Here is a 20,873-nt window from a genome sequence, read left to right on the forward strand (position 1 = left end):
CAAAAGCCCATGCTGCGGTCGCTTCAAGATGGTTGGTGATTTTATGAACGCCCGGCTTACCCGGGCGCCTTGTTGCGTAAATCGAATCGAACTGCGTTGCTGCGAAAGCGGTGCGTCAGGGCAGGTAGTAGCTCCCGAACTGATCGCGTAACTGGTTCTTCAGCACCTTGCCCGTTGCGCCGATAGGAACCGTGTCGACGAACACCACGGCATCGGGAGTCCACCAGCGCGCGACCCGTCCGTCGAAGAACGACAGCAGTTCGTCGCTGTCCAGCGCGCTGCCCGGCTTTTTCACGACCAGCAGCAGCGGCCGTTCGTCCCACTTCGGATGCCGTGCGGCGATACACACGGCCGTCGAAACTTCCGGATGCAGATACGCGACGTTTTCGATCGCCGCCGAGCTGATCCATTCGCCGCCGGACTTGATCACGTCCTTGCTGCGATCGGTGATCTGCATGAAGCCGTGCCGGTCGATCGTCGCGATGTCGCCGGTCGGAAACCAGCCGTCGCACAGCGGCGACTCGACATCGGCGCCGAAGTACTGCTGCGTGACCCAGTGACCGCGCACCTGCAGATCGCCAGCGCTCTCGCCGTCCCACGGCAATTCGTTACCCTGGGAGCCGACGATCCGCATGTCGATGCCGAACAGCGAGCGTCCCTGCTTCGCCTGCACCTTGTACTGATCCTCCATCGGCAGCGACTGCTGATGCGGCTTGAAGCTGCAGACCGTGCCGATCGGGCTCAATTCGGTCATGCCCCACGCGTGCAGTACCTCGACCCGATGACGCTTCTGGAACGCCTCGGTCATCGCGGTCGGACACGGCGCGCCGCCGATCACCGTGCGCCGCATCGACGAGAAGGTCGCCCCCAGTGCGTCGACATGCGTGAGCAATCCCTGCCAGACAGTCGGCACGCCGGCCGACAGCGTCACGTGTTCCGTTTCGATCAGTTCGAAGAGCGACTTGCCGTCGAGCGCCGGGCCGGGAAACACCAGCTTCGCGCCGACCATGCAGGCGACGTAAGGCAGTCCCCATGCGTTCACATGGAACATCGGCACGACCGGCAGGATCACGTCACGCGCGGAACAGTTCAGCGAATCGGGCAGCGCCGCCGCGTAGGTGTGCAGCACGGTCGAACGATGGCTGTACAGCACGCCCTTCGGATTGCCGGTGGTGCCCGACGTGTAGCACAGCGACGACGCGCTGTTTTCGTCGAGTTGCGGCCATTCGAAAACGTCGTCGTGCAGCTCGAGCAGGTCCTCGTAGCACATCAACATGCCGCCAAAGTCGTTCGCTTGCGGCATGTGCGCGCGATCGGTCATCGCCACGAATACCTTCGGGCTCTTCACCCGCGGCGCGACGCTCTCGATCAGCGGCAGAAACGTCAGGTCGAAGAACACGACACGGTCTTCCGCATGCTCGATGATGTACGCGAGCTGGTCCACGTGCAGCCGCGGATTCAGCGTATGCAGCACGGCCCCGGAGCCCGACACCGCGAAATACAGCTCCATGTGGCGGTAGCCGTTCCACGCGAGCGTGCCGACACGCTCGCCCGGCTTCACGCCCAGCGTGCCCAACGCATTGGCCATGCGGCGCGCGCGCTGCGCGAGGTGCCGATACGAATAGCGATGGATGTCTCCTTCCACACGTCGCGACACGATTTCCTGTTCGCCGTGATGGCGCTCCGCGTGCGTGAGCAGCGCAGAAACCAGCAGCGACTGCTGCATCATCAAGCCTTGCATCTTTCCGTCTCCTGATTGGTCGTGGCGTCTCGCGCCGGCCCTACGTGTCCTTACGTCGCCGCGCTGCCCACTCGCGCCTGCGAGGGCGTCGCGTTCGGCTCGTCGAGACTCACCACTACCTTTGAATCCACTATTTCGACCGGGAAGGTCGTCACATTCAATCCGCCCGTTCCCGCCATGCAGCCAGTGCGCACATCGAACCGCAGACCGTGCGCCGGGCAGCGCAACATGCAGCCTTCCAGCTGGCCGCCCGAAAGCGCGGCGCCGTTGTGCGGACAGCTGTTGTCGATGGCGTGAAGCGTGCCTTCGATGTTGAACAGCACGATGCTGCGGCCATCGATGAAGGCCAGCTTGCGCTGGCCCGGCGCGAGTTCGCCGGCGACACCCACCACGATCTGACGCGACATCCCAGACTCCTTCTGATCCAGCGCGGGCCGCGTCACATCAGTACCAGGCGGCGAATCAACGTCTCCGCCATCGGCCATTCGCCAAAGCCCGAAGCGGGGTTGAGGTGCCCAACTTCGCCAAGGTCGACGAGGCGGCTGCCCCAGTCCTGCGCCATTTCCTGCACTCGCTCGAAGCGCGCGAGCGGATCGTTGCGGCTCGCGCCGACGATGCTCGGAAACGGCAGCGGCTTGCGCGGAATCGGCAGCCAGCCGTTTTCCTTCAGCGTATCGAACTGCGGATAGCCTGCCGGCAGCGGCGTTTCGAGGTCCGCGGGCGCCGCGAGCAGCGCGGCGTGAATCTCGCGCTTGTGCTGCGCCGCCCACTGCACGGTGATCATGACGCCCGCGCTATGCGCGACCAGAATGACCGGGCCGTCGATCCTCGAGAGTGCCTCATCGAGCGCCGCAACCCGTGCCGCGCAACTCAGCTTGTCGTGCTCGAGCGGCGGCACTGATAGCGCTTTCGGCAGCCGTTGCTGCAACAGGGTCTGCCAATGCTCGGCGACATGGTCGCGCAGACCCGGGACCATCAGAATGGTCGGTTTCAATTCGTAATTCATGGGACGCTTCTTACTGGTTCAGTACGGCTTGTCGCCGATGATCCCGGCGCGTTCCATCTTGCGATGGCACGGCGGGTAGTCCATCACCGCGTAGTGCTGCGTGCTGCGGTTGTCCCAGATCGCGATGCTGTTCTTCTTCCAGCGCCAGCGCACCTGGTACTCGGGGATGTACGCCTGGCTGATCAGATAGCGCAGCAGATCGCCCGCGCCCGGATTCGCATCCTGGCCGAAACGCACCCGCTCCGGGGTATGAAAGTTCGTGAAGTGGCTCGTGAAAGCGCTCACGAACAACACCTTCTCTTCCGTTTCCGGATGAGTACGTACGACCGGGTGCTCCGCGTCCGGAAACTGCGCCTTCAGCGCGAGACGCTTTTCGATCGGCATCGCCGCACCGAAGCTCGCCTCGATGCTGTGGCGCGCGCGCAGGTCCGCAATCTGGGCCTTCACGTACGCCGGCAGATTCTCGTAGGCGAGGACCATGTTCGCCCACATCGTGTCGCCGCCGACGGGCGGACATTCCACACACCGCAGCACGGCACCGAACTGCGGCGCTTCGCGCCACGTGGCGTCGGCGTGCCACGCGTTTTCGTAGCGATCGTTGGGCTGATCCGGGGTCTTGTAGATACGCACGAGGCCCGGATTTTCCGGATCGCTGCCCGCGACCGGATGGTCTTCCAGTTCGCCGAAGCGGCGCGCGAACGCCACGTGTTCGGCGCGCGAGATGTCCTGATCGCGCAGGAACAGCACCCGGTGCTTCAAGAGCGCCGAGCGGATCTCCGCGAACAGGCCGTCGTCATGAATGGCGTGGGCGAGATTCACGCCGGTCAGTTCCGCGCCGATCGAGTACGTCAGTTGTTCGATTTGCATGGCTGGCTCCTCAGATAACGAAGACCGACGAACCGGTCGTCTTGCGCGATTCCAGATCGCGATGGGCTTGCGCCGCATCCTCGAGCGCGTAGCGCTGATTCAATTCGATCCTGATACGTCCCGAGGCGATGTGCCCGAAGATTTCGCCGGCAAGCTCGTTCTTCTCGGCCGGATCGGCGATGTAGTCAGCCAGAGCCGGACGGGTCAGGTAGAGCGAACCCTTCATTGCCAGCAGCTGCGGATTGAACGGCGGAATCGGGCCGGAGGCCGTGCCGACGCAAACCAGCAGACCGCGGCGCTTCAGCGAATCGAGCGAGGCCTCGAAGGTGTCCTTACCGACGCTGTCGAACACCACGTTCACGCCGACGCCATCGGTCAGTTCGCGTACGCGCTTCGCGACGTCTTCGTGGCTGTAGTTGATGATGTGGTCGCAACCGTGCGCGCGGGCCACCTCGCCCTTGGCCTCGCTCGAAACCGTGCCGATCACGGTCAGACCCAGCAGCTTCGCCCATTGCGAAACGATCAGGCCGACACCGCCGGCGGCGGCATGCAGAAGGATCGTGTCGCCCGCCTTGAAGTCGTGAATGCGGCGCATCAGATACGCGGAGGTCAGGCCGCGCATGGTCATGCCGGCAGCCGTTTCGCAGTCGATCGCATCGGGCAGCCGGATCAGCGGCGCGGCCGGAATCAGGCGCTCGGTGCTGTACGCGCCGAGCGTGTTGATGAAGCCCGTGTAGGTCACACGATCGCCCACCGCAACATTGGTCACGTCCGGGCCGACCGCCTCGACCACGCCCGCGGCCTCCACGCCCATCCCCGCGGGCAGCGGGACCGGATACAGGCCGCTGCGGAAGTAGGTATCGGCGAAATTGAGGCCGACTGCCTGATGGCGCAGGCGAACCTGACCGGGACCGGGGTTGCCTACTTCGACGTCCTCGTAGCGCAGGACCTCGGGACCACCGGTTTCATGAAAGCGAACTGCCTTTGCCATGTTGACTCTCCAATTCTTTGCTCTGCACTTTGCAGAATTCATTGCGCCCGCGGCGCAGTTACAGGTTCCGTTCTCCGCGCCGTCCGCGCGGCACCATCCGATATCAGCGTGCGGCCTGCTCGCGCAACGTGTTCAGCCGATCCAGATCGCCCGAGTAGTTCCGCTTGCCGATCATGAATGCGGCGGCCGCGACGAGCGGTGCGAACGGCACCAGTTGCAACGCGCCCGACAGACCGATCCGATCGGCGATGATCCCCGTCAGAACAGCCGCCGGCGCGAGGCCCAGCAGGTTGTTCGCGAGCGTCAGGGTCGCAAACGCCGAGGCATGAATCGTCGGCGGCGTGAGGTTCGCCACCATCGCACCCGACGGGCCGCTCGCACCGGCGCAGAAGAACATGCCGACGCCGATCACGACCAGCTGCCACGGCCCTGCCGGCATGTGAAAGCCAATCCCGAGCAGAACGAAACTGGCGAGGCAGAAAGCAATCGCGGCGCTCCACTTGCGTTCCCGCACGTTCTTGCTGAGCCGGTCGGCGAGGTTTCCGCACACCACCATGCCCAACCCGGTCACCAGCACGAACACCGCCGCGCACAGCGCAGCCTTGCCGGTCGGCATGCCGTAGTAGCGATTCAGGAAGCTCGGCATCCACGCCCACACAGCGGCGGGAACCATCAGATGCAGACCGCTGCCCACATAGGCGCACACCACGGACTTCGTCGAAAACAGACCCTTCATCAGCTCGCGCAGACTCATGCGCATGCCGCGCGATTGCGCCTGCTTCGTCACGCTCGCCGGCTGCAGCGGCGCCAGACGCTTTTCGCTGACGACGAGGCGGTAGATCACGACCAGCACGATCCCCATCGCCGCCATTGCGCCGAATGCCGAACGCCAGCCGAGGTGAGCCGCCACCGCACCGCCGAGCGCCATGCCCAGCACCGAGCCGAACGCGCCGCCCGCCATGAACGTTCCGGTCAGCGTGGAGCGCAGCCGCACCGGAAAGATGCTCAGAACCACTGCGATACCGACACTGCCATACGCCGCTTCGCCGATCCCGACGAAGGCACGCGCCAGCAGCAACTGCCCATAGTTCGCCGAGATCGCGCAGCCCACCGTCGCGAGACTCCACATCGCCGCCATCAGCACGATGCTTTTCACGCGGCCCCAGCGGTCGGCCAGCACCGACAGCGGAAACGTCAGCACACCGACCATCAGCGCGACCACGCTGCTGAGCGAACCCAGCTGCGCGTCCGACAGATGCCACGCGGCCTTGAGCGGCGGAAACACCGCATTCAACACCTGCCGCGACATATAGTCGGAAAGCAGCAATCCCACCGTCAACGCAAACACCACCCACGCATAAGCGCGCACATCCGTCTTTGCTGCCGAAACTTCGCCCGCCGTGGGCGCTGCATGCTGAACGAGCATGTTTTGTCTCCTTCCAGACTGACTCCCTGGCGGCCGCCTTGCCCGCTCGGGCCGGCGACCTGTTATGGATTCAGCTATCTGCTCCCGCTATGCACCGGGAGCGTTACTCATGAAGCCCGGCCTCGGCCAACGCGTCGGCCAGGGCTTCTGGCGATCACGCCGCGCGCAGCGGCAGGTTCCTGACGCCGGCCTGGCGGTTCGGCGCCATGCCGTTCGCGACCAGCGTCTCTTCGACCGTCTCGTACTGCACACCAATACGATAGATCTCGCGTGCTTCTTTGCCAGTGGCAATTTCGCGGCCCAGTTCGCGCGCGACGCGCACGCACTGTTCGATCTGTTGCACCGACGTGAAGCGCTTACCGTGCTGATCGATGATCGTGTCCTCGATGCCGCAGCGCGGATGCAGGCCCATCGACATCGCCATCATGTTGAACGGCAGCACGTTCTTCAGCAGCGACTCGGCGGTCAGCGTGCAGCCATCCGGCGCGCGATGCACGAAGTTGAAGAAGTTGAACGGGTTCGGACCGTCGAAGCCGCCACCGATGCCGATCCACGTCAGGTTCAGCGGACCCTTGTACACGCCCTTGCGCACGAGGCGCTCAAGCGTTTCGAGCGCGTGAATGCCGGTCAGCTGGAAGTGCGGCTGGATGCCCGATGCCTGCAGGCGGCGAAGGTGCTCCTCGACCCAGGCGGGACCGGCCGGAACCGTCATTTCGCTATAGGCGGCCATGAACGCGGGGTTGGCCAGCGAGGTGCCTTCCAGGTATTCCGGATAGAGCAGCTCCATGATGTTCATCTGCGTGGTGTTGATCGCGACCGTCACCTGATCAGGCTTCGGTTCGAGATCGGCCAGCATATGGCGCGTATCGTCGGACAGCCACTTCGCGGCCTGACCGTCGTCTTCCGGTGCGAACGAAATCGAGCCACCGACCTGAATGATCATGTCGGGCACTGCCGCACGCACGCCGGCGATCAGTTCGTTGAACTTCGACAGGCGCTTCGAGCCCTTGCCGTCCAGTTCACGCACGTGCAGGTGCAGCACCGTGGCGCCGGCGTTGTAGCAATCGACGGCCTTCTGGATCTGCTCTTCCATCGTCACGGCGATGTCTTCCGGGAAATCCTCGGGCATCCATTCCGGGCCGTACGGTGCGGTGGTGATGACTACCTTGTCCTGATTCTCAGGGTGCAGCGAATCGTCGAGAAATTGCATTTGATTGCCTCCATCCAGTTGTGAAGTGACTGTGTTCCGCTATCGCGAGATCGCATGAAACTCTGCTGGAACACATCGAACGACATGTACACACGATACGGCAAGCACGCGCTACACTTTTATGATTGGACGCCATCCTTTTAGCGATTCGCGCCACTGCGCGTTAACACCAATAATTGCGCGAAGCAAGCGTTTAATGACTAAAAACAATGCTCAGCGTTTGAATCGTCCGGAGAAACTACGATGGAAACGATGGTGACGTCGGTAGCCATGAGCGGCTATTTCGAAGTGACGCGACGGCTTGGACTGAACCCGGTCGAGCTCGCGAAACAGGCCGGCATTGATGCCGGCGCGCTCGCGAATCCGGACGATCGCGTGTCGGCCACCGCCTGCTGCCGGCTGCTGGAAATGACGGCCGAAAAGGCGTCGTGCCCCACGCTCGCGCTCCAAATGGCGGAGACGCGGCAGACCTTCGGCAGCGGCGTGGTCAATGTCCTGCTCGCGCACAAACGCACGCTGCGCGAAGTACTGCTGGCCGCGGCCGAATACCGCCATCTGCTTAATGAAGCGCTGGCGGTATACGTCGAGGACGCGGACAAAACGGTCACGATTCGGGAAGAGCTCGTCGTCGAGCCGGGTACGCCGACAAGACAGGCAATCGAACTGGCGCTCGCTGTGCTCGCGCGACACTCCAGTGCTCTTCTCGGCAAGTTCTGGAAACCGCGCGAACTCCATTTCACGCACCCCGCACCCGCGGACCTGACGTTTCATCGGCGCTTCTTCGGCTGTCCGCTGCAATTCGGCAGCGACTTCAATGGGTTCGTTTGCGCGAGCGCCGATCTCGACTACCCGAATCCGCTGGCCGATCCTGAACTCGTGCGCTATGCGGAGAGCCTCGCCTCTCCGCTGAACGCGAGCGCCGCGGAATCGGCGGCGCTGGAAGTGCGCAAGGCGATCTACCTGCTGCTGCCGCTCGAGCAGGCGAACGCCGAACTGGTTGCACGTTATTTGCATCTGAGCGTGCGCACCATGCAACGGCAGTTGAGTTCGGCCGGCACCAGCTTTTCGGATCAGGTCGAGGAAGTCCGCGGCGAACTCGCCGTGCGCTACATGAGCAATCGCACCTACCCGATCGGGCGGGTATCAGCACTTCTCGGCTACGCGCAACAGGGATCGTTCACGAACTGGTTCGTGTCGCGCTTCCACATGACGCCGCGCGACTGGCGCGCGAGCCATGCGAAGTGATGGCACGGTGCAAGCAAAGACGAAAAAAAACGGAGGGTGATGCACTGAACATCACTCTCCGTTGCCAACGCACCGCTATCCCCATCCGCTTATTCGGCGCGAAGCTTCACATACCGGCCCGGTGCGCTCTCGATTGCCTTGTACTTTCTATTGCCGAGCTTCGTGCGCGCCGCGACCTGCTCGCCGGAATGCTGCTTGACCCATTCGATCCAGTGATTCCACCAGCTGCCGCGCTGCTGGACCGACGTTGCGAGCCACTCGTCGGCGTTCGCATCGCAGGTAGCATTGGTCCGGTAGCTGCGCTTGTTCTTCGACGCCGGATTGATCACACCCGCGATATGGCCGCTCGCCCCCAGCACGAACTCGGTTTGACCGCCCAGTAATTGCGTCGACTGATACGCGGAGCGCCACGGCACGATGTGGTCTTCCTCGGCCGCCATCAGATAGCTCGGGACATCGATGTTGCCGAGATCCACCGGCGTGTCGCAGAACGTCAGTTTGTTCGGCACGCACAGGCTGTTTTCGAGGTACATGTTGCGCAGATAGAAGCTGTACATCGGGCCGGGCAGGTTGGTCGTGTCCGCGTTCCAGTAGAGCAGATCGAACGCGGCCGGGGTTTTGCCTTTCAGGTAGTTGTTCACGACGTACGGCCAGATCAGGTCGTTGGCACGCAGCGACTGGAATACGAAGCCGAGCTCGCGCCCGGGATAGAGCCCCCCGCGGCCGATCGTATGCTCGCGCATCGCCACACCCTGTTCGTCGATGAACACGCCCAGATCGCCCGGGTCGGTGAAATCGAGCAGCGCCGTCAACAGCGTCAGGCTCGCCACGGAGTCGTCGCCGTTCGCACGCATGACGGCGAGCGCCGACGAAAGCATCGTGCCGCCCACGCACCAGCCCAATGCATTGACCTGGTCGGCCCGGCTAATGGCACGCGCGACGCTGATCGCCTGCATCACGCCGTCCTCGAGGTAGGCGTCCCATGTGGTCTGCGCCATGTCCTGCTGCGGGTTGCGCCAGGACACGACGAACACCGTCAGCCCCTGCTCGCACGCGAAGCGCACGAACGAATTCTCCGGCTGCAGATCCAGAATGTAGAACTTGTTGATGCACGGAGGAACGATCACGAGCGGCCGCGCGGCGACCTTCGGCGTCAGCGGTTCGTACTGGATCAGCTGAAACAGATCGTTTTCAAAGACCACCGCGCCACTGGACGTGGCGACGCTGCGGCCCACTTCGAACGCGCTTTCATCGGTGATCGAAATTGAGCCGCTGCCCAGATCGTCGAGCAGCTGCGTCGCGCCCGCGAGCAGGCTCGATCCGCCCGACTCCATCGCCGCCCGAAGGACCTCGGGATTGGTCGCGAGGAAATTCGCGGGGCTGGCGAGGTCGATGAACTGGCGCATGAAAAAGCGCAGCTTGTGCTTGCCCTTTTCGTCGAGCGCGCTCGCCTCGACGAACTCCGCGAGCGCCCGGGCATTGATCAGATAGCTCTGTTTCAGAAGGCTGTACCAGACGTTGCTGGACCAGTCTTCGGCGTGAAAGCGCCGGTCGCCCTGCTCGGGTTCGGCGACCGCCTTCAACTGCGTGCGCCCGCCGAATAATCCGCTGACGGCTTCGCTCCACAGTTGCGTCTGCTGTTGCAGGTAGTGGGTGCTCGTGTGTGTGACCGAGCCTTGCGCGAATGGTCCGCGGAAATCGACGTCCGAGACTTCAACGTCGGACACCGTCGAATCGAATTCATCCTTGAATGGCGAAAAACGCCAGAAATCGAAGCCGGCCTTGACCCAGCCCGTGGAAAACTCGTGTGGCATGCTGAATGGCATTCTCATGGCGGCGCTCGCTATCATGCGGGACTGACGGCGCAAGCCTCGTCCGCGACCGCACGGTCGCGGCACGATGTCGGCATCACCGTCGCGTCGCCTTCGATCACCACCTTGCCGCCGACCGTGCAAACGGTGGACAGCACCACGCGGCGCTTGTCGTGAATCAGTTCCTTGACGGTCACTTCGGCCTGCACGGTATCGCCGGGTCGAACCGGCGCCTTGAAGCGCAGGTTCTGGCCGAGGTAGATCGTGCCCGGGCCAGGCAGCCGCCCCGCGATCGCCGCGGAGATGATGCTTGCGGTCAGCATCCCGTGAGCGATGCGCCCCTTGAACGGGGTCGTTTGTGCAAACTCCTCGTTGATGTGAACCGCGTTGATGTCTCCCGACGCGCCCGCGAACAGCAGAATGTCCGCCTCTGTGATGGTCTTGGCGAACTGGGCACTCATGCCCGGTCGCAGGTCTTCGAAATCGTATCCGTTAAGCTCATTCATGATTATTCCGCTGGCTGGGCGGGCATTTGCCCTCTGCTGACGCGTACTACGCGTGGTGACCGACGCTAACCGCTGGATGCGGTCAGCCGAGCGCCTGCTCGAGTTCCGGCACGACGGTGAACAGGTCACCGACCAGGCCGTAGTCGGCCACGCCGAAGATCGGCGCTTCTTCGTCCTTGTTGATCGCGATGATGACTTTCGAGTCCTTCATGCCGGCGAGGTGCTGGATCGCCCCCGAGATACCGACCGCGACGTACAGTTGCGGCGCGACGATCTTGCCGGTCTGGCCGACCTGATAGTCGTTCGGCACGAAGCCCGCGTCGACCGCCGCGCGCGATGCGCCGAGCGCCGCGCCGAGCTTGTCGGCGAGCGGCTCCAGAACCTTCGTGTAGTTCTCGCCGTTGCCTAGACCCCGGCCGCCCGACACGATGATCTTCGCGCTCGTCAGTTCCGGACGATCGAGCTTCGTCACTTCGCGGCTCACGAACTGCGAGAAGCCTGCGTCGGCTGCCGCTTCGATCTTCTCGACCGCTGCGCTGCCGCCTTCGGCCGCAACTGCGTCGAAGCCCGTCGAGCGCACGGTGATGACCTTGATCGGATCTTGAGATTGAACTGTCGCGATCGCGTTGCCCGCGTAGATCGGACGCTCGAACGTGTCGGCGCTAGCCACTGCGGTGATGTCGCTGATCTGCGCGACGTCGAGCTTCGCGGCGATACGCGGCGCGACGTTCTTGCCGTAGGCGGTGGCCGGCGCGAGGATATGCGTGTAGTTCTTCGCCGCATCTTGCACAAGCGTCAGCACCGTCGCTTCGACGTTTTCGGCGAGGCCCGCTTCGAGCTGCGGCGCGTCGGCCAGCAGCACCTTGCTGACGCCAGCGATCTTCGCGGCGGCATCGGCCGCGCCCTGCGCGTTGTGACCCGCGACCAGTACGTGAATATCACCACCGATCTTCTGTGCCGCTGCGATCGTGTTCAGCGTCGCGGCCTTGATCGACGCATTGTCGTGTTCTGCAATTATCAGGTTCGTCATTTCTTGGGTCTCCTCACAGCACCTTGGCTTCGGTCTTCAGCTTCTCGACCAGCGTCTTCACGTCCGGCACCTTCACACCGGCGGAGCGCTTCGCCGGCTCGGCGACTTTCAGCGTCTTCAGACGCGGCGTGACATCGACGCCGAGATCTTCGGGTTTGATCGTTTCCAGCGGTTTCTTCTTCGCCTTCATGATGTTCGGCAGCGTCACGTAGCGCGGCTCGTTCAGGCGCAGGTCGGTCGTAACCACGGCCGGCAGCGTCAGCGACAGCGTTTCGGCGCCGCCGTCCACTTCACGCGACACCGTCGCCTTGCCGTCGGCCACCACGACCTTCGAGGCGAACGTCGCCTGCGGCAGATTCGCGAGCGCCGCGAGCATCTGGCCGGTCTGGTTGGAGTCGTCGTCGATGGCCTGCTTGCCGAGGATCACCAGTTGCGGCTGTTCCTTGTCGACGAGTGCCTTGAGCAGCTTCGCAACCGCCAGCGGCTGCAGGTCTTCGTTCGATTCGATCAGGATCGCGCGGTCCGCGCCGATCGCGAGCGCGGTGCGCAGCGTTTCCTGCGCCTGCGTCACACCGGCCGATACGGCAACCACTTCGGTCACGACGCCCGCTTCCTTCAGACGAACGGCTTCTTCAACCGCGATCTCGTCGAACGGGTTCATCGACATTTTCACGTTCGCGATGTCGACGCCCGTACCGTCCGACTTCGCACGGACCTTCACGTTGTAGTCGACCACTCGCTTCACTGCTACAAGAACTCTCACGACACTCTCCTTCCCACACCGATAGGGCCACGCCCTACCGCTTTGAATGACACATCACATCCGTTGATCGATCAGAACTGGTCTTCGCGCAGCGCCAGTGCGCCTTCGCCATTGCGAGCGCCGCGAATCGCCGCTTCGAGCGCGATTGCACGCGGCAGCACCTGCGTCGCGTAGGTATGCGCGGTCGCGATCTTCGCGTCATGGAAGGCCGGATCTTCGTCGCGCTTGTCGGCCGCGACCCGGAGCGAGCGGGCAACTTGCCAACCCGACAGCACGATGCCCGCGAGCATCAGGTACGAGACACTGCCGGCGAACACCGCGTTCGGATCGCTCTTGACGTTCTCGACCACGTAGCGCACCGCGCTGTGCAATGCGTCGCGGCCGGCGGACAGATGCCGGTGCATCGCCTGAAAGGCCGCGCTCGAACCATATGAGTCGTGCGCTTGCAGCGCGGCCAGCGTCACGTCGATCTGCGCGAGCAGCATCACGGCCACTTCGCCGTTGTCACGCATGGTCTTGCGGCCGACGAGGTCGTTGGCCTGGATCGCCGTCGTGCCTTCGTAGATCGGCAGAATGCGCGCGTCGCGGTAGTACTGCGCGGCGCCGGTTTCCTCGATGAAGCCCATGCCGCCATGCACCTGCACGCCGAGGCTCGTCACCTCCAGCGACATCTCCGTGCTCCAGCCCTTCACGATCGGCACCAGGTATTCATAGATCGCCTGATGCGTCGCACGCGTCATGTCGTCCGGATGGTGATGCGCGAGGTCGCAATGCGACGCCGACACGTAGGCCAGCGCGCGTGCGCCTTCGGTCAGCGCGCGCATCGTCGACAGCATGCGCCGCACGTCGGGATGCTGAATGATCGCGACCGACTGCTTCGCGGAGCCATCCACGGGACGGCTCTGCACGCGCTCCTTCGCATACGCGACGGCCTGCTGGTACGCGCGATCCGAGATCGCCACGCCCTGCACCCCGACCGCGAAGCGCGCGGCGTTCATCATGATGAACATGTACTCCAGGCCGCGGTTCTCCTCGCCGACGAGCTGCCCGATCGCGCCGCCGTGATCGCCGAACTGCAGCACCGCGGTCGGGCTCGCCTTGATGCCGAGCTTGTGTTCGATCGATACGCAGTGCACGTCGTTGCGCTCGCCGAGCGAGCCGTCTTCGTTGACGAGGAACTTCGGCACGACGAACAGCGAAATGCCTTTCACGCCTTCGGGCGCGTTCGGCGTGCGTGCGAGCACCAGATGGACGATGTTGTCCGTCATGTCGTGCTCGCCCCAGGTGATGAAAATCTTCGTGCCGAAGATCCGGTACGAGCCGTCGCCCTGCGGCTCGGCGCGGGTGCGCACGAGCGACAGGTCGGAGCCGGCTTGCGGCTCGGTCAGATTCATCGTGCCGGTCCACTCGCCGGAGATCATCTTCGGTACGTAGCGTTGCTTCAGTTCTTCGCTACCCGCCGTCAGCAGCGCTTCGATCGCGCCGTCGGTCAGCAGCGGGCACAGCCCCAGCGACAGATTGGCGGCGTTGAGCATTTCGATGCTGGGCGTCGACAGCAGCTTGGGCAAATCCTGGCCGCCGTATTCAGACGGATGTTGCAAACCCTGCCAGCCGCCTTCGGCGAATTGACGAAACGCGTCCTTGAAACCGGGCGTTGCGGTGACCACGCCATCCTTCCACGTGCTCGGGCTGCGGTCACCTTCGAAGTTCAGCGGCGCGAGCACGCCTTCGTGCAGCCGCGCGGCCTCTTCGAGCACCGCGCGAGCGGTGTCGGCGGTCGCGTCCTCACAGCCGGGCAAGCCCGACAGTTGGTCGATTCCGGCCAGTTCCGTGATTGCAAACAACATGTCCTTGAGAGGCGCGACGTAGCTCATTACCATTCTTCCGATCAGATAGTCCGTAGGGAAAGTCACCCGTCTGGCACCGATGCGGCCGGGGTAACGTATGGCTGAATCGTAGCGTCGGACAGGCCCTGCCCGGTTGTCCAAACCGGACGATCTATTGACATCTCTGGCCACGTCGGAGGAAGTAAGCGCCCCGTGGGAACTGCGTCGGCGAAGGTTGCCGACGCTTTGATATGACGAGATCAGCCACCCCGGCGATAAGCCGCCGGGGTGCTGCCGGTCCAGTGACGGAACGCTCTGTGGAATGCGGTGGGGTCGCCGAAGCCGACGTCGCCCGCGATGATGGCGATGGGCTCGTGGGTGCGCGTCAGGCGCTGGATCGCGATGTCGCGGCGCAATTCGTCCTTGAGCACCTGAAACGCCGTGCCCTCGGCGGCCAGGTGACGGCACAGCGTTCTGACCGAACAGTGCAGGCCTTCAGCCGCTTCTTCGATGGACGGGACATCGGGCAGCCGGGAGGCGAGATGTTCCCGCACGCGATGACTGAACAGCTGCTCGTTGAACGAAACGAAGATCCAGTCTTCAGGGGCGCGAGCGAGAAACCTGCGCAGGTTCGCCTTGCGCTGGCGTATGGGCAGGTCGAAATAGCTGCTGCTGAACTGCATCGAGGTCTGACTGCAGTCGAACTTAGCCGGTCCCGGAAACAGATAGAGATACTCGAGCGCGTGAGGGGGACGCGCAAAGGCGAACTGCACCTGCAACAACGCAATCCGCTGACCGATCAACCAGGACGCGATCCCATGCGCGAGCTTCAGCATCAGTTCCTGGCCCAGCACGCCGGGTTGCGCGCCAGTGCTGCCCGGATGCACCGCCAGAGTCGCGACGAGCTCGCTGCGGCGCGACTCGAAGCGGAAGTCGTCAAACACCAGATGAAAGAACTGGCCGAAGCGGTGCATCGCGGTTTCGAGATTCGGCGCATCCAGCAGGCTCAGGCACAGAAACTTGAGCGCGCCGCTGCGCAGCGGGCGCGAGAAAATGCCCGGCATCTCATCGTCGAGTTCGATCGCGAGCGAGCGGTACAGCGTGGAGAACTGTTCCTCGGTGACGCGCGCTCCAGGGTGGTCCAGAAGCGCGCGCGGGATGTTGGCGCCCGACAGATGCCGGTCGACGACATCCGGCCGCGTCCTGACGCTGCCAAGGAACCCGTTGACGAGCGAGATCGGTACGGTTGCGCCAGGAGCGTGCATGAAAGTGATCCGCGAGGCGAAGACGCATCAGCATAGCGTCTCCCGCCGCATCGTGGCGAGGGTTTGGCGGATCGCCGAGGGAGTGCCGCCTGTGCCCTCCGGTTCAGGTAGCCTTGCCGCCTATTGCGCCGATGCGTGCGAGCGCAGATACGGCACGTAGCCGTTCTGAGTCTTCAGGATTTTCTCGGCGCACTCGTCATAGTCGTCGCCCTTCGCGCTGTCGGGCCCATACATGCCGCGGCACTGCGCGAACAGCGACAGCGTCGCGCCGCCCGTGCTCTTGTTCGCGCGGGTCGCTGAGAAAGCGGCTTTGCCCGAATCGTCGGGCACGTCCGTCTCGATCGCGAGCGCGTCCGCGCGGATCACGTGAGTCTCGGAGTGCTGCTCGATATAGCGCTTCGTCGCCGCCCACGCGGCATCGCAATTCGCCGGCGAGCAATCGATCACCGCGCTGCGTTGCGCGGCGAGAAGGTTCGGCTCGCTATGAAGGATGTCCTGCTGGGCGCGCTGCGTCTCCTTTTCCGGGGACGAGCAGGCGGCGAGTGCGCAGGCAACGAGTGCGAAGGCGGCGATCTTTTTCATGAGTAGACTTCGGAGGCCATGGTCGAGCGCGATTATATCCGCGTGAGGGAAGCGATCGCGGATTCACGACTCGCATGCCGGGTTGGCAACTTCGGTTGGCGTCGTCGGCGCAAATCACACCGCGGCGGCCCCTAAGTGTTCGCCACCAGCAATTCCTCCGCATTGCCCGGCGGATGCAGCCCATCCGTGCGCCCCGCGAAGTAGCGCTGCGTCAGATCGGCCGCGGACACGTGCCGCGCCTCGTCGAATCCGGCTTCACGCGCCATTTCGATCATCTGCCACGGCATGAAGAAGCTGATGAACGGTGTCCCGCTCGCACGCGCGCCCTTCTCCGCCATTTCGAGCCCCGGGCGCACCTCCGGATCCGCCATCTGCAGCGGCAACAGGAACGTCATCGCGAACGTCGAGCCACGCGCGAGCCCAGCCACTTCGCGCAGCGTCGCCGCGTTCGCCTCCTTCGTCAGATACATGCTGACGCCGGTCGACACGACGACGGCCGGCCTGCTTTCGTCGAAACCTTCGGCGACGAGACGCTGCCGCCAGCTATCGCCCGCTTCGAAGTCGACCGGCACGAAACGCAGCCAGTCCGGCACGCCGAAACCCAGTTCGCCGAGCCGCTGACGCTTCCACGTTTGCGGCCCCGGCGGATCGACCTCGAACACGGTGAGCCGCGACGCGATGTCGGTCCGGCGTTGCGCGAAGCTGTCGAGACCGGCGCCCAGGATCACGTATTGATCCACCCCGCGTCCCGCCTGCTCGACGACCAGATCCTCGATAAAGCGTGCGCGCGCGACGATCGACGCGCGAAACGGCCGCGTGAAGCGCGGGTCCATGTCGCCGCGGCTGCGCCAGTCTTCGGCGGGTGCCAGCAACTGCAAGCCGACTTCGTCTTCGAGCACGTGCGGCGGCGGGTCGGCCTGCACGTGCAGCGCACGCCATAACGCGACGCGCGCGGCGGTACTGTCGGGTGCGATGTGTGGTTGATCGCTCATGACTGTGTCGATCCGGTTCGCTGATTGCCGCTCGTTCACTTGAGAAACCGGAAATCGCAACCCTCATCGGCTTGCAGAATTTCCTGTTCGTACAGCTTCGCATAACCGCGCTTCGCCGGCACCCGCGTTTGCGGCGGCAACGCGGCGCGGCGTCGATCCAGCTCTTCATCCGGCACGAGCAATTCCAGCGAGCGATTCGCGACGCTCAGGCGAATCCGATCGCCGTTGCGCACGAGCCCGAGCGGGCCGCCCGACGCCGAATCGGGCGTGATGTGCAACACGATCGTGCCGTACGCGGTACCGCTCATGCGCGCGTCCGACATCCGCACCATGTCCTTCACGCCGGCGCGCGCGAGCTTGGCCGGAATCGGCAGATAACCGGCTTCGGGCATCGCCGAGTCGCTGGTGGGACCCGCGTTTTGCAGCACCAGGAAATCGTCGGCGCTGACGTCGAGTTCATCGCTGTCGACGCGGTTCGCCAGGTCTTCGAGCGATTCGAACACGACCGCGCGCCCTTCCTTCTCGAACAGCTTCGGATCGGCCGCCGAGCGCTTCAGGATCGCGCCGCGCGGCGCGAGGTTGCCGAACAGCGCGACCAGTCCGCCGTTCTCGCGCACCGGCTGCGCGTACGGCCGCACCACCGTGTGATCGACCCAGCTCACGTCGTGCAGCCGGTCGCCGAGCGTCTCGCCGGTCACCGTGCGGCAATCGAGATGCAGCAGATGCTTGATCTCGCGCAGGATCGCCGGCACGCCACCCGCCGCGTACAGGTCTTCCATGTAGTGATCGCCGGTCGGCTTCAGGTTGACGAGCACCGGCGTGCTGTCGCTCAGTTCGTTCAGCCGCTGCAGATCGACCTTCACGCCGACACGGCCCGCGATCGCGGTCAGATGGATCATCGCGTTCGTCGAGCCGCCGATCGCGAGCAGCACGCGCAGCGCGTTCTCGACCGACTGCGCGGTGATGATCTCGCTCGGCAGGATCGGCTTCGCGATCAGATCGAAGGCGACGCGTCCCGTTTCTTCCGCGATGCGCAGGCGGTCCGCATCGACCGCGGGACACGCGGCGCTATTCGCGGGCATCATGCCGAGCGTTTCGGCGATGATCGCCATCGTGCTCGCGGTGCCCATCACCGCGCAGGTGCCCGCGGTCGACGCGAGTCGTCGTTCGACGATGCCGATTTCCTGCGCGTCGATTTCGGTCGCGCGGAATTTGGCCCAGAAGCGCCGGCAATCGGTGCAGGCGCCGAGCCGCTCGCCGCGATGCCGGCTCGTCGACATCGGCCCCGCGACCAGTTGCACCGCGGGCAGATTCGCGGATGCCGCGCCCATCAGCTGCGCGGGCACCGTCTTGTCGCAGCCGCCGAGCAGCACGACCGAATCCATCGGCTGCGCGCGCGTCATTTCCTCGACGTCCATCGACATCAGGTTGCGGAACTTCAGACTCGTCGGCGTCAGGAACGTCTCGCCGAGCGAGATGGTCGGAAACTCGATCGGCAGGCCGCCGGCCGCCAGCACCCCGCGCTTGACCGCGTCGATCATCTCGGGGAAATGTCGGTGGCAATTGTTGAAGCCGCTCGCCGAATGCGCGATGCCGACGATCGGCCGGTCCAGCATCTCGCGGCTATAGCCCATCGAGCTCGCGAAGGTGCGGCGCAGATACACGCTGAATTCGCGGTCGCCGTAGTTGGTCAGGCCTTTGGCGAAACCGACCGGCTTGTTGCTGCGTTGATCGCTCATGGTATGTGCTTGCCTGGGTTGGTCTGCGAATGCCGCCGCGGCTCAATGGAAAAACGGCAGCGCGAGAAACAGTTTGATGACGATCGCGTTGACGATGTCCATGAAAAACGCGCCCGTCAGCGGCACGATCAGGAACGCGATATGGGAATGGCCGAAGCGGTTCGTGATCGCCTGCATGTTCGCGATCGCGGTGGGCGTCGCGCCCATGCCGAGTCCGCATTGTGCCGCGGACAACACGACCGCGTCGTAGTTGCGGCCCATCACCGGGAACGTGATGAATACCACGTAGAGCGCCATCAGCAGCGTCTGCGCGGCGAGGATCGAGATGATCGGCACCGCTAGCGCGGCAAGCTCCCATAGATCGAGGCGCATCAGCGCCATCGCGAGAAATAGCGCGAGCGCGACGTTGCCGACGAGTGCGACCGCGTGCTGGTCGATCCGCACACGCACGAGCGCGAGCACGTTGTTCAGGATCACGCCGATGAACAGCGTGCAGACGAAAGTCGGCAATTCGAACGCGGTGCCCGCGATCCAGTCGGCGAACACTTCGCCGCCGGCAAGACAGATCGAGATCAGCGCCAGTGTCGTGATGATCGCGGCGGGAGTGGTGGCCTGCTCCGCCTTCGGCTCCTCGAAGACCAGCGTTTCTTCGTCGCGCTGCCCGACGCTCAGCAGTTCGTCGGCGCTGATGCGCCGCATCAGCAACCGTGCGATCGGACCGCCGAGCACGCCGCCTATCACGAGCCCGAACGTCGCGCAGCCGATCGCGATCTCGGTCGCCGATTCCAGCCCGTGACGTTCGGTGAAGACCTGGCTCCACGCGGCACCGGTGCCGTGTCCGCCCGACAACGTGACCGAGCCGCCGAGAATGCCGAGCAGCGGATCGACGCCGAGCGCGAATGCGAGCAGAAGGCCCAGCACGTTCTGCAGGATCAGCAGCCCGCTGACGAGCGCGAGAAAGCGGATCAACGCCGGGCCACCCGCTTTCAAACTCGATAGATGCGCATTCAGACCGATCGTCGAGAAGAACGCGAGCATCAGCGGCGCCTGCACCGTCGAATCGAACCTGACCTGCACGTGTGTGGTGACGCGCACGATCAGCACGCAGATCGCGACGATGAGCCCGCCTGCCACCGGCGCCGGAATCGAATAGGTCCGCAGCACGCCGATCCATTGCACGAGCTTTTCGCCGAGCAGCAGCACGAGCGACGTAGCGACCAGCGTGGCATACACGCCGATAGTCATGGATGGCCTCCGAGCGGGAGCGTGACGACGTTCTCTGTTTTCCCGGCGCGACGCGGCGGCGCATCATGGTGCGGTAAGGCCTGTAATCATCCGGAGCGCGCGCGACCTGCGACATCTTAGCCAATTCGTCCAGGCAAAGTATGATTTTCCTTGACGCAATGCAAACGGAGCATGGCGTCGCGCCACTGCCGCGCGACATTGGGCCGGGCTGAGTTCTAGGTCAGCGATAAGACGGCGGATTGCTGACGGTCGAGGCACCGAGCAGCCGAACGAGAGCTTCCTCGATCGGCGAACTCACACTCACGACCCGTTGCGGCCGGTCGGCGAGTTTCTGCAAGTGTCTCCAAGTTGTTCAAAAGCGCCCGTGCCTGCTCGCTCAACGCGGGCAACCTCGGCTGAAGCCAATCAACTGTCGTTCCCGTCCATTCGCGAAAAGTGATGCCGTTGCGGACATCCCCGTATGGGTCCATCAGCTCAGAACCTCTATGTGTTTTGCTTGTCGTCGAACGCGATCGGTGTTTATGTCGGGCGGCTCGTCATCGCTACACAGGCGATCGTGCGATTGACCTGGTGAACGTCCGAACGCGGCGACGTGAGCGACCATGCGATCACCTATGATGGTTAGGAC

At 64.0% G+C, this 20,873-nt stretch carries 18 protein-coding genes; 1 reads left to right on the plus strand and 17 read right to left on the minus strand.

All coding sequences use genetic code 11. The features are described 5' to 3' along the window. Positions 1–115: 115 nt before the first annotated feature. The 7 genes from L0U84_RS30880 to L0U84_RS30910 form a co-directional block, all read right to left on the minus strand. Positions 116–1,741 (minus strand): 3-(methylthio)propionyl-CoA ligase, encoded by a 1,626-nt coding sequence (locus tag L0U84_RS30880; protein ID WP_233855855.1) that lies wholly within the window; start codon positions 1,739–1,741, stop codon positions 116–118. Between the two features lie 50 nt (positions 1,742–1,791). Next, positions 1,792–2,148: a Rieske (2Fe-2S) protein gene (locus tag L0U84_RS30885; protein WP_233855856.1), complete on the minus strand. Its 357-nt coding sequence runs from the start codon at positions 2,146–2,148 to the stop codon at positions 1,792–1,794. A gap of 32 nt (positions 2,149–2,180) precedes the next feature. Next, positions 2,181–2,747: an RBBP9/YdeN family alpha/beta hydrolase gene (locus L0U84_RS30890; RefSeq protein WP_233855857.1), complete on the minus strand. Its 567-nt coding sequence runs from the start codon at positions 2,745–2,747 to the stop codon at positions 2,181–2,183. An 18-nt stretch (positions 2,748–2,765) separates the two neighbouring features. Continuing rightward, positions 2,766–3,614, minus strand: coding sequence for a TauD/TfdA dioxygenase family protein (locus tag L0U84_RS30895; RefSeq protein WP_233855858.1), 849 nt, complete (start codon positions 3,612–3,614; stop codon positions 2,766–2,768). Between the two features lie 10 nt (positions 3,615–3,624). Continuing rightward, positions 3,625–4,605, minus strand: coding sequence for a quinone oxidoreductase family protein (locus L0U84_RS30900; protein WP_233855859.1), 981 nt, complete (start codon positions 4,603–4,605; stop codon positions 3,625–3,627). 103 nt (positions 4,606–4,708) lie between these two features. After that, positions 4,709–6,031: an MFS transporter gene (locus tag L0U84_RS30905; RefSeq protein WP_233855860.1), complete on the minus strand. Its 1,323-nt coding sequence runs from the start codon at positions 6,029–6,031 to the stop codon at positions 4,709–4,711. 154 nt (positions 6,032–6,185) lie between these two features. Continuing rightward, a complete protein-coding gene (locus L0U84_RS30910) occupies positions 6,186–7,241 on the minus strand; it encodes a 3-keto-5-aminohexanoate cleavage protein (protein ID WP_233855861.1) in 1,056 nt (351 codons plus the stop codon). Between the two features lie 243 nt (positions 7,242–7,484). Between L0U84_RS30910 and L0U84_RS30915 the strand changes: the two genes are divergently transcribed. Next, positions 7,485–8,486, plus strand: a complete 1,002-nt coding sequence (locus tag L0U84_RS30915; protein WP_233855862.1) for an AraC family transcriptional regulator — start codon at positions 7,485–7,487, stop codon at positions 8,484–8,486. 89 nt (positions 8,487–8,575) lie between these two features. Here the strand turns inward: L0U84_RS30915 and phaC are convergent, their stop codons facing one another. From phaC to gltS, 10 genes are all read right to left on the minus strand, one after another. Further along, positions 8,576–10,318: a class I poly(R)-hydroxyalkanoic acid synthase gene (gene phaC / locus L0U84_RS30920; RefSeq protein WP_233855863.1), complete on the minus strand. Its 1,743-nt coding sequence runs from the start codon at positions 10,316–10,318 to the stop codon at positions 8,576–8,578. 14 nt (positions 10,319–10,332) lie between these two features. Further along, positions 10,333–10,803, minus strand: a complete 471-nt coding sequence (locus L0U84_RS30925; RefSeq protein ID WP_233855864.1) for a MaoC family dehydratase — start codon at positions 10,801–10,803, stop codon at positions 10,333–10,335. An 82-nt stretch (positions 10,804–10,885) separates the two neighbouring features. Beyond that, the gene (locus L0U84_RS30930; protein WP_233855865.1) at positions 10,886–11,833 is read right to left on the minus strand and encodes an electron transfer flavoprotein subunit alpha/FixB family protein; all 948 of its coding nucleotides are present in this window, start codon (positions 11,831–11,833) and stop codon (positions 10,886–10,888) included. Positions 11,834–11,846: 13 nt separating this feature from the next. Beyond that, positions 11,847–12,596: an electron transfer flavoprotein subunit beta/FixA family protein gene (locus tag L0U84_RS30935; protein WP_233855866.1), complete on the minus strand. Its 750-nt coding sequence runs from the start codon at positions 12,594–12,596 to the stop codon at positions 11,847–11,849. Positions 12,597–12,667: 71 nt separating this feature from the next. After that, a complete protein-coding gene (locus L0U84_RS30940) occupies positions 12,668–14,470 on the minus strand; it encodes an acyl-CoA dehydrogenase (protein ID WP_233855867.1) in 1,803 nt (600 codons plus the stop codon). 212 nt (positions 14,471–14,682) lie between these two features. After that, on the minus strand, positions 14,683–15,687 hold the full coding sequence (locus tag L0U84_RS30945; protein ID WP_233855868.1) for an AraC family transcriptional regulator: 1,005 nt from the start codon (positions 15,685–15,687) through the stop codon (positions 14,683–14,685). A gap of 120 nt (positions 15,688–15,807) precedes the next feature. Next, positions 15,808–16,269, minus strand: coding sequence for a hypothetical protein (locus L0U84_RS30950; protein ID WP_233855869.1), 462 nt, complete (start codon positions 16,267–16,269; stop codon positions 15,808–15,810). A 131-nt stretch (positions 16,270–16,400) separates the two neighbouring features. Further along, positions 16,401–17,261 (minus strand): class I SAM-dependent methyltransferase, encoded by an 861-nt coding sequence (locus tag L0U84_RS30955; protein ID WP_233855870.1) that lies wholly within the window; start codon positions 17,259–17,261, stop codon positions 16,401–16,403. A 35-nt stretch (positions 17,262–17,296) separates the two neighbouring features. Next, complete coding sequence (locus tag L0U84_RS30960) at positions 17,297–19,000, minus strand: dihydroxy-acid dehydratase (RefSeq protein ID WP_233855871.1); 1,704 nt, start codon at positions 18,998–19,000, stop codon at positions 17,297–17,299. A gap of 42 nt (positions 19,001–19,042) precedes the next feature. After that, positions 19,043–20,245 carry a sodium/glutamate symporter gene (gltS, locus tag L0U84_RS30965; RefSeq protein WP_233855872.1) on the minus strand — a complete coding sequence of 401 codons (1,203 nt, stop codon included), beginning with the start codon at positions 20,243–20,245 and terminating at the stop codon, positions 19,043–19,045. Between the last annotated feature and the right edge of the window lie 628 nt (positions 20,246–20,873).

Origin of the sequence: Paraburkholderia sp. HD33-4 (genome assembly GCF_021390635.1) — a bacterium.
Taxonomy (GTDB): domain Bacteria; phylum Pseudomonadota; class Gammaproteobacteria; order Burkholderiales; family Burkholderiaceae; genus Paraburkholderia.

What these genes read in the sequence shown, in the direction of transcription:
- L0U84_RS30880 (WP_233855855.1), bottom strand. Translation starts at nt 1,741, where the DNA reads ATGCAAGGCTTGATGATGCAGCAGTCGCTGCTGGTTTCTGCGCTGCTC.
- L0U84_RS30885 (WP_233855856.1), bottom strand. Translation starts at nt 2,148, where the DNA reads ATGTCGCGTCAGATCGTGGTGGGTGTCGCCGGCGAACTCGCGCCGGGC.
- L0U84_RS30890 (WP_233855857.1), bottom strand. Translation starts at nt 2,747, where the DNA reads ATGAATTACGAATTGAAACCGACCATTCTGATGGTCCCGGGTCTGCGC.
- L0U84_RS30895 (WP_233855858.1), bottom strand. Translation starts at nt 3,614, where the DNA reads ATGCAAATCGAACAACTGACGTACTCGATCGGCGCGGAACTGACCGGC.
- L0U84_RS30900 (WP_233855859.1), bottom strand. Translation starts at nt 4,605, where the DNA reads ATGGCAAAGGCAGTTCGCTTTCATGAAACCGGTGGTCCCGAGGTCCTG.
- L0U84_RS30905 (WP_233855860.1), bottom strand. Translation starts at nt 6,031, where the DNA reads ATGCTCGTTCAGCATGCAGCGCCCACGGCGGGCGAAGTTTCGGCAGCA.
- L0U84_RS30910 (WP_233855861.1), bottom strand. Translation starts at nt 7,241, where the DNA reads ATGCAATTTCTCGACGATTCGCTGCACCCTGAGAATCAGGACAAGGTA.
- L0U84_RS30915 (WP_233855862.1), top strand. Translation starts at nt 7,485, where the DNA reads ATGGAAACGATGGTGACGTCGGTAGCCATGAGCGGCTATTTCGAAGTG.
- phaC (WP_233855863.1), bottom strand. Translation starts at nt 10,318, where the DNA reads ATGAGAATGCCATTCAGCATGCCACACGAGTTTTCCACGGGCTGGGTC.
- L0U84_RS30925 (WP_233855864.1), bottom strand. Translation starts at nt 10,803, where the DNA reads ATGAATGAGCTTAACGGATACGATTTCGAAGACCTGCGACCGGGCATG.
- L0U84_RS30930 (WP_233855865.1), bottom strand. Translation starts at nt 11,833, where the DNA reads ATGACGAACCTGATAATTGCAGAACACGACAATGCGTCGATCAAGGCC.
- L0U84_RS30940 (WP_233855867.1), bottom strand. Translation starts at nt 14,470, where the DNA reads ATGAGCTACGTCGCGCCTCTCAAGGACATGTTGTTTGCAATCACGGAA.
- L0U84_RS30945 (WP_233855868.1), bottom strand. Translation starts at nt 15,687, where the DNA reads ATGCACGCTCCTGGCGCAACCGTACCGATCTCGCTCGTCAACGGGTTC.
- L0U84_RS30950 (WP_233855869.1), bottom strand. Translation starts at nt 16,269, where the DNA reads ATGAAAAAGATCGCCGCCTTCGCACTCGTTGCCTGCGCACTCGCCGCC.
- L0U84_RS30955 (WP_233855870.1), bottom strand. Translation starts at nt 17,261, where the DNA reads ATGAGCGATCAACCACACATCGCACCCGACAGTACCGCCGCGCGCGTC.
- L0U84_RS30960 (WP_233855871.1), bottom strand. Translation starts at nt 19,000, where the DNA reads ATGAGCGATCAACGCAGCAACAAGCCGGTCGGTTTCGCCAAAGGCCTG.
- gltS (WP_233855872.1), bottom strand. Translation starts at nt 20,245, where the DNA reads ATGACTATCGGCGTGTATGCCACGCTGGTCGCTACGTCGCTCGTGCTG.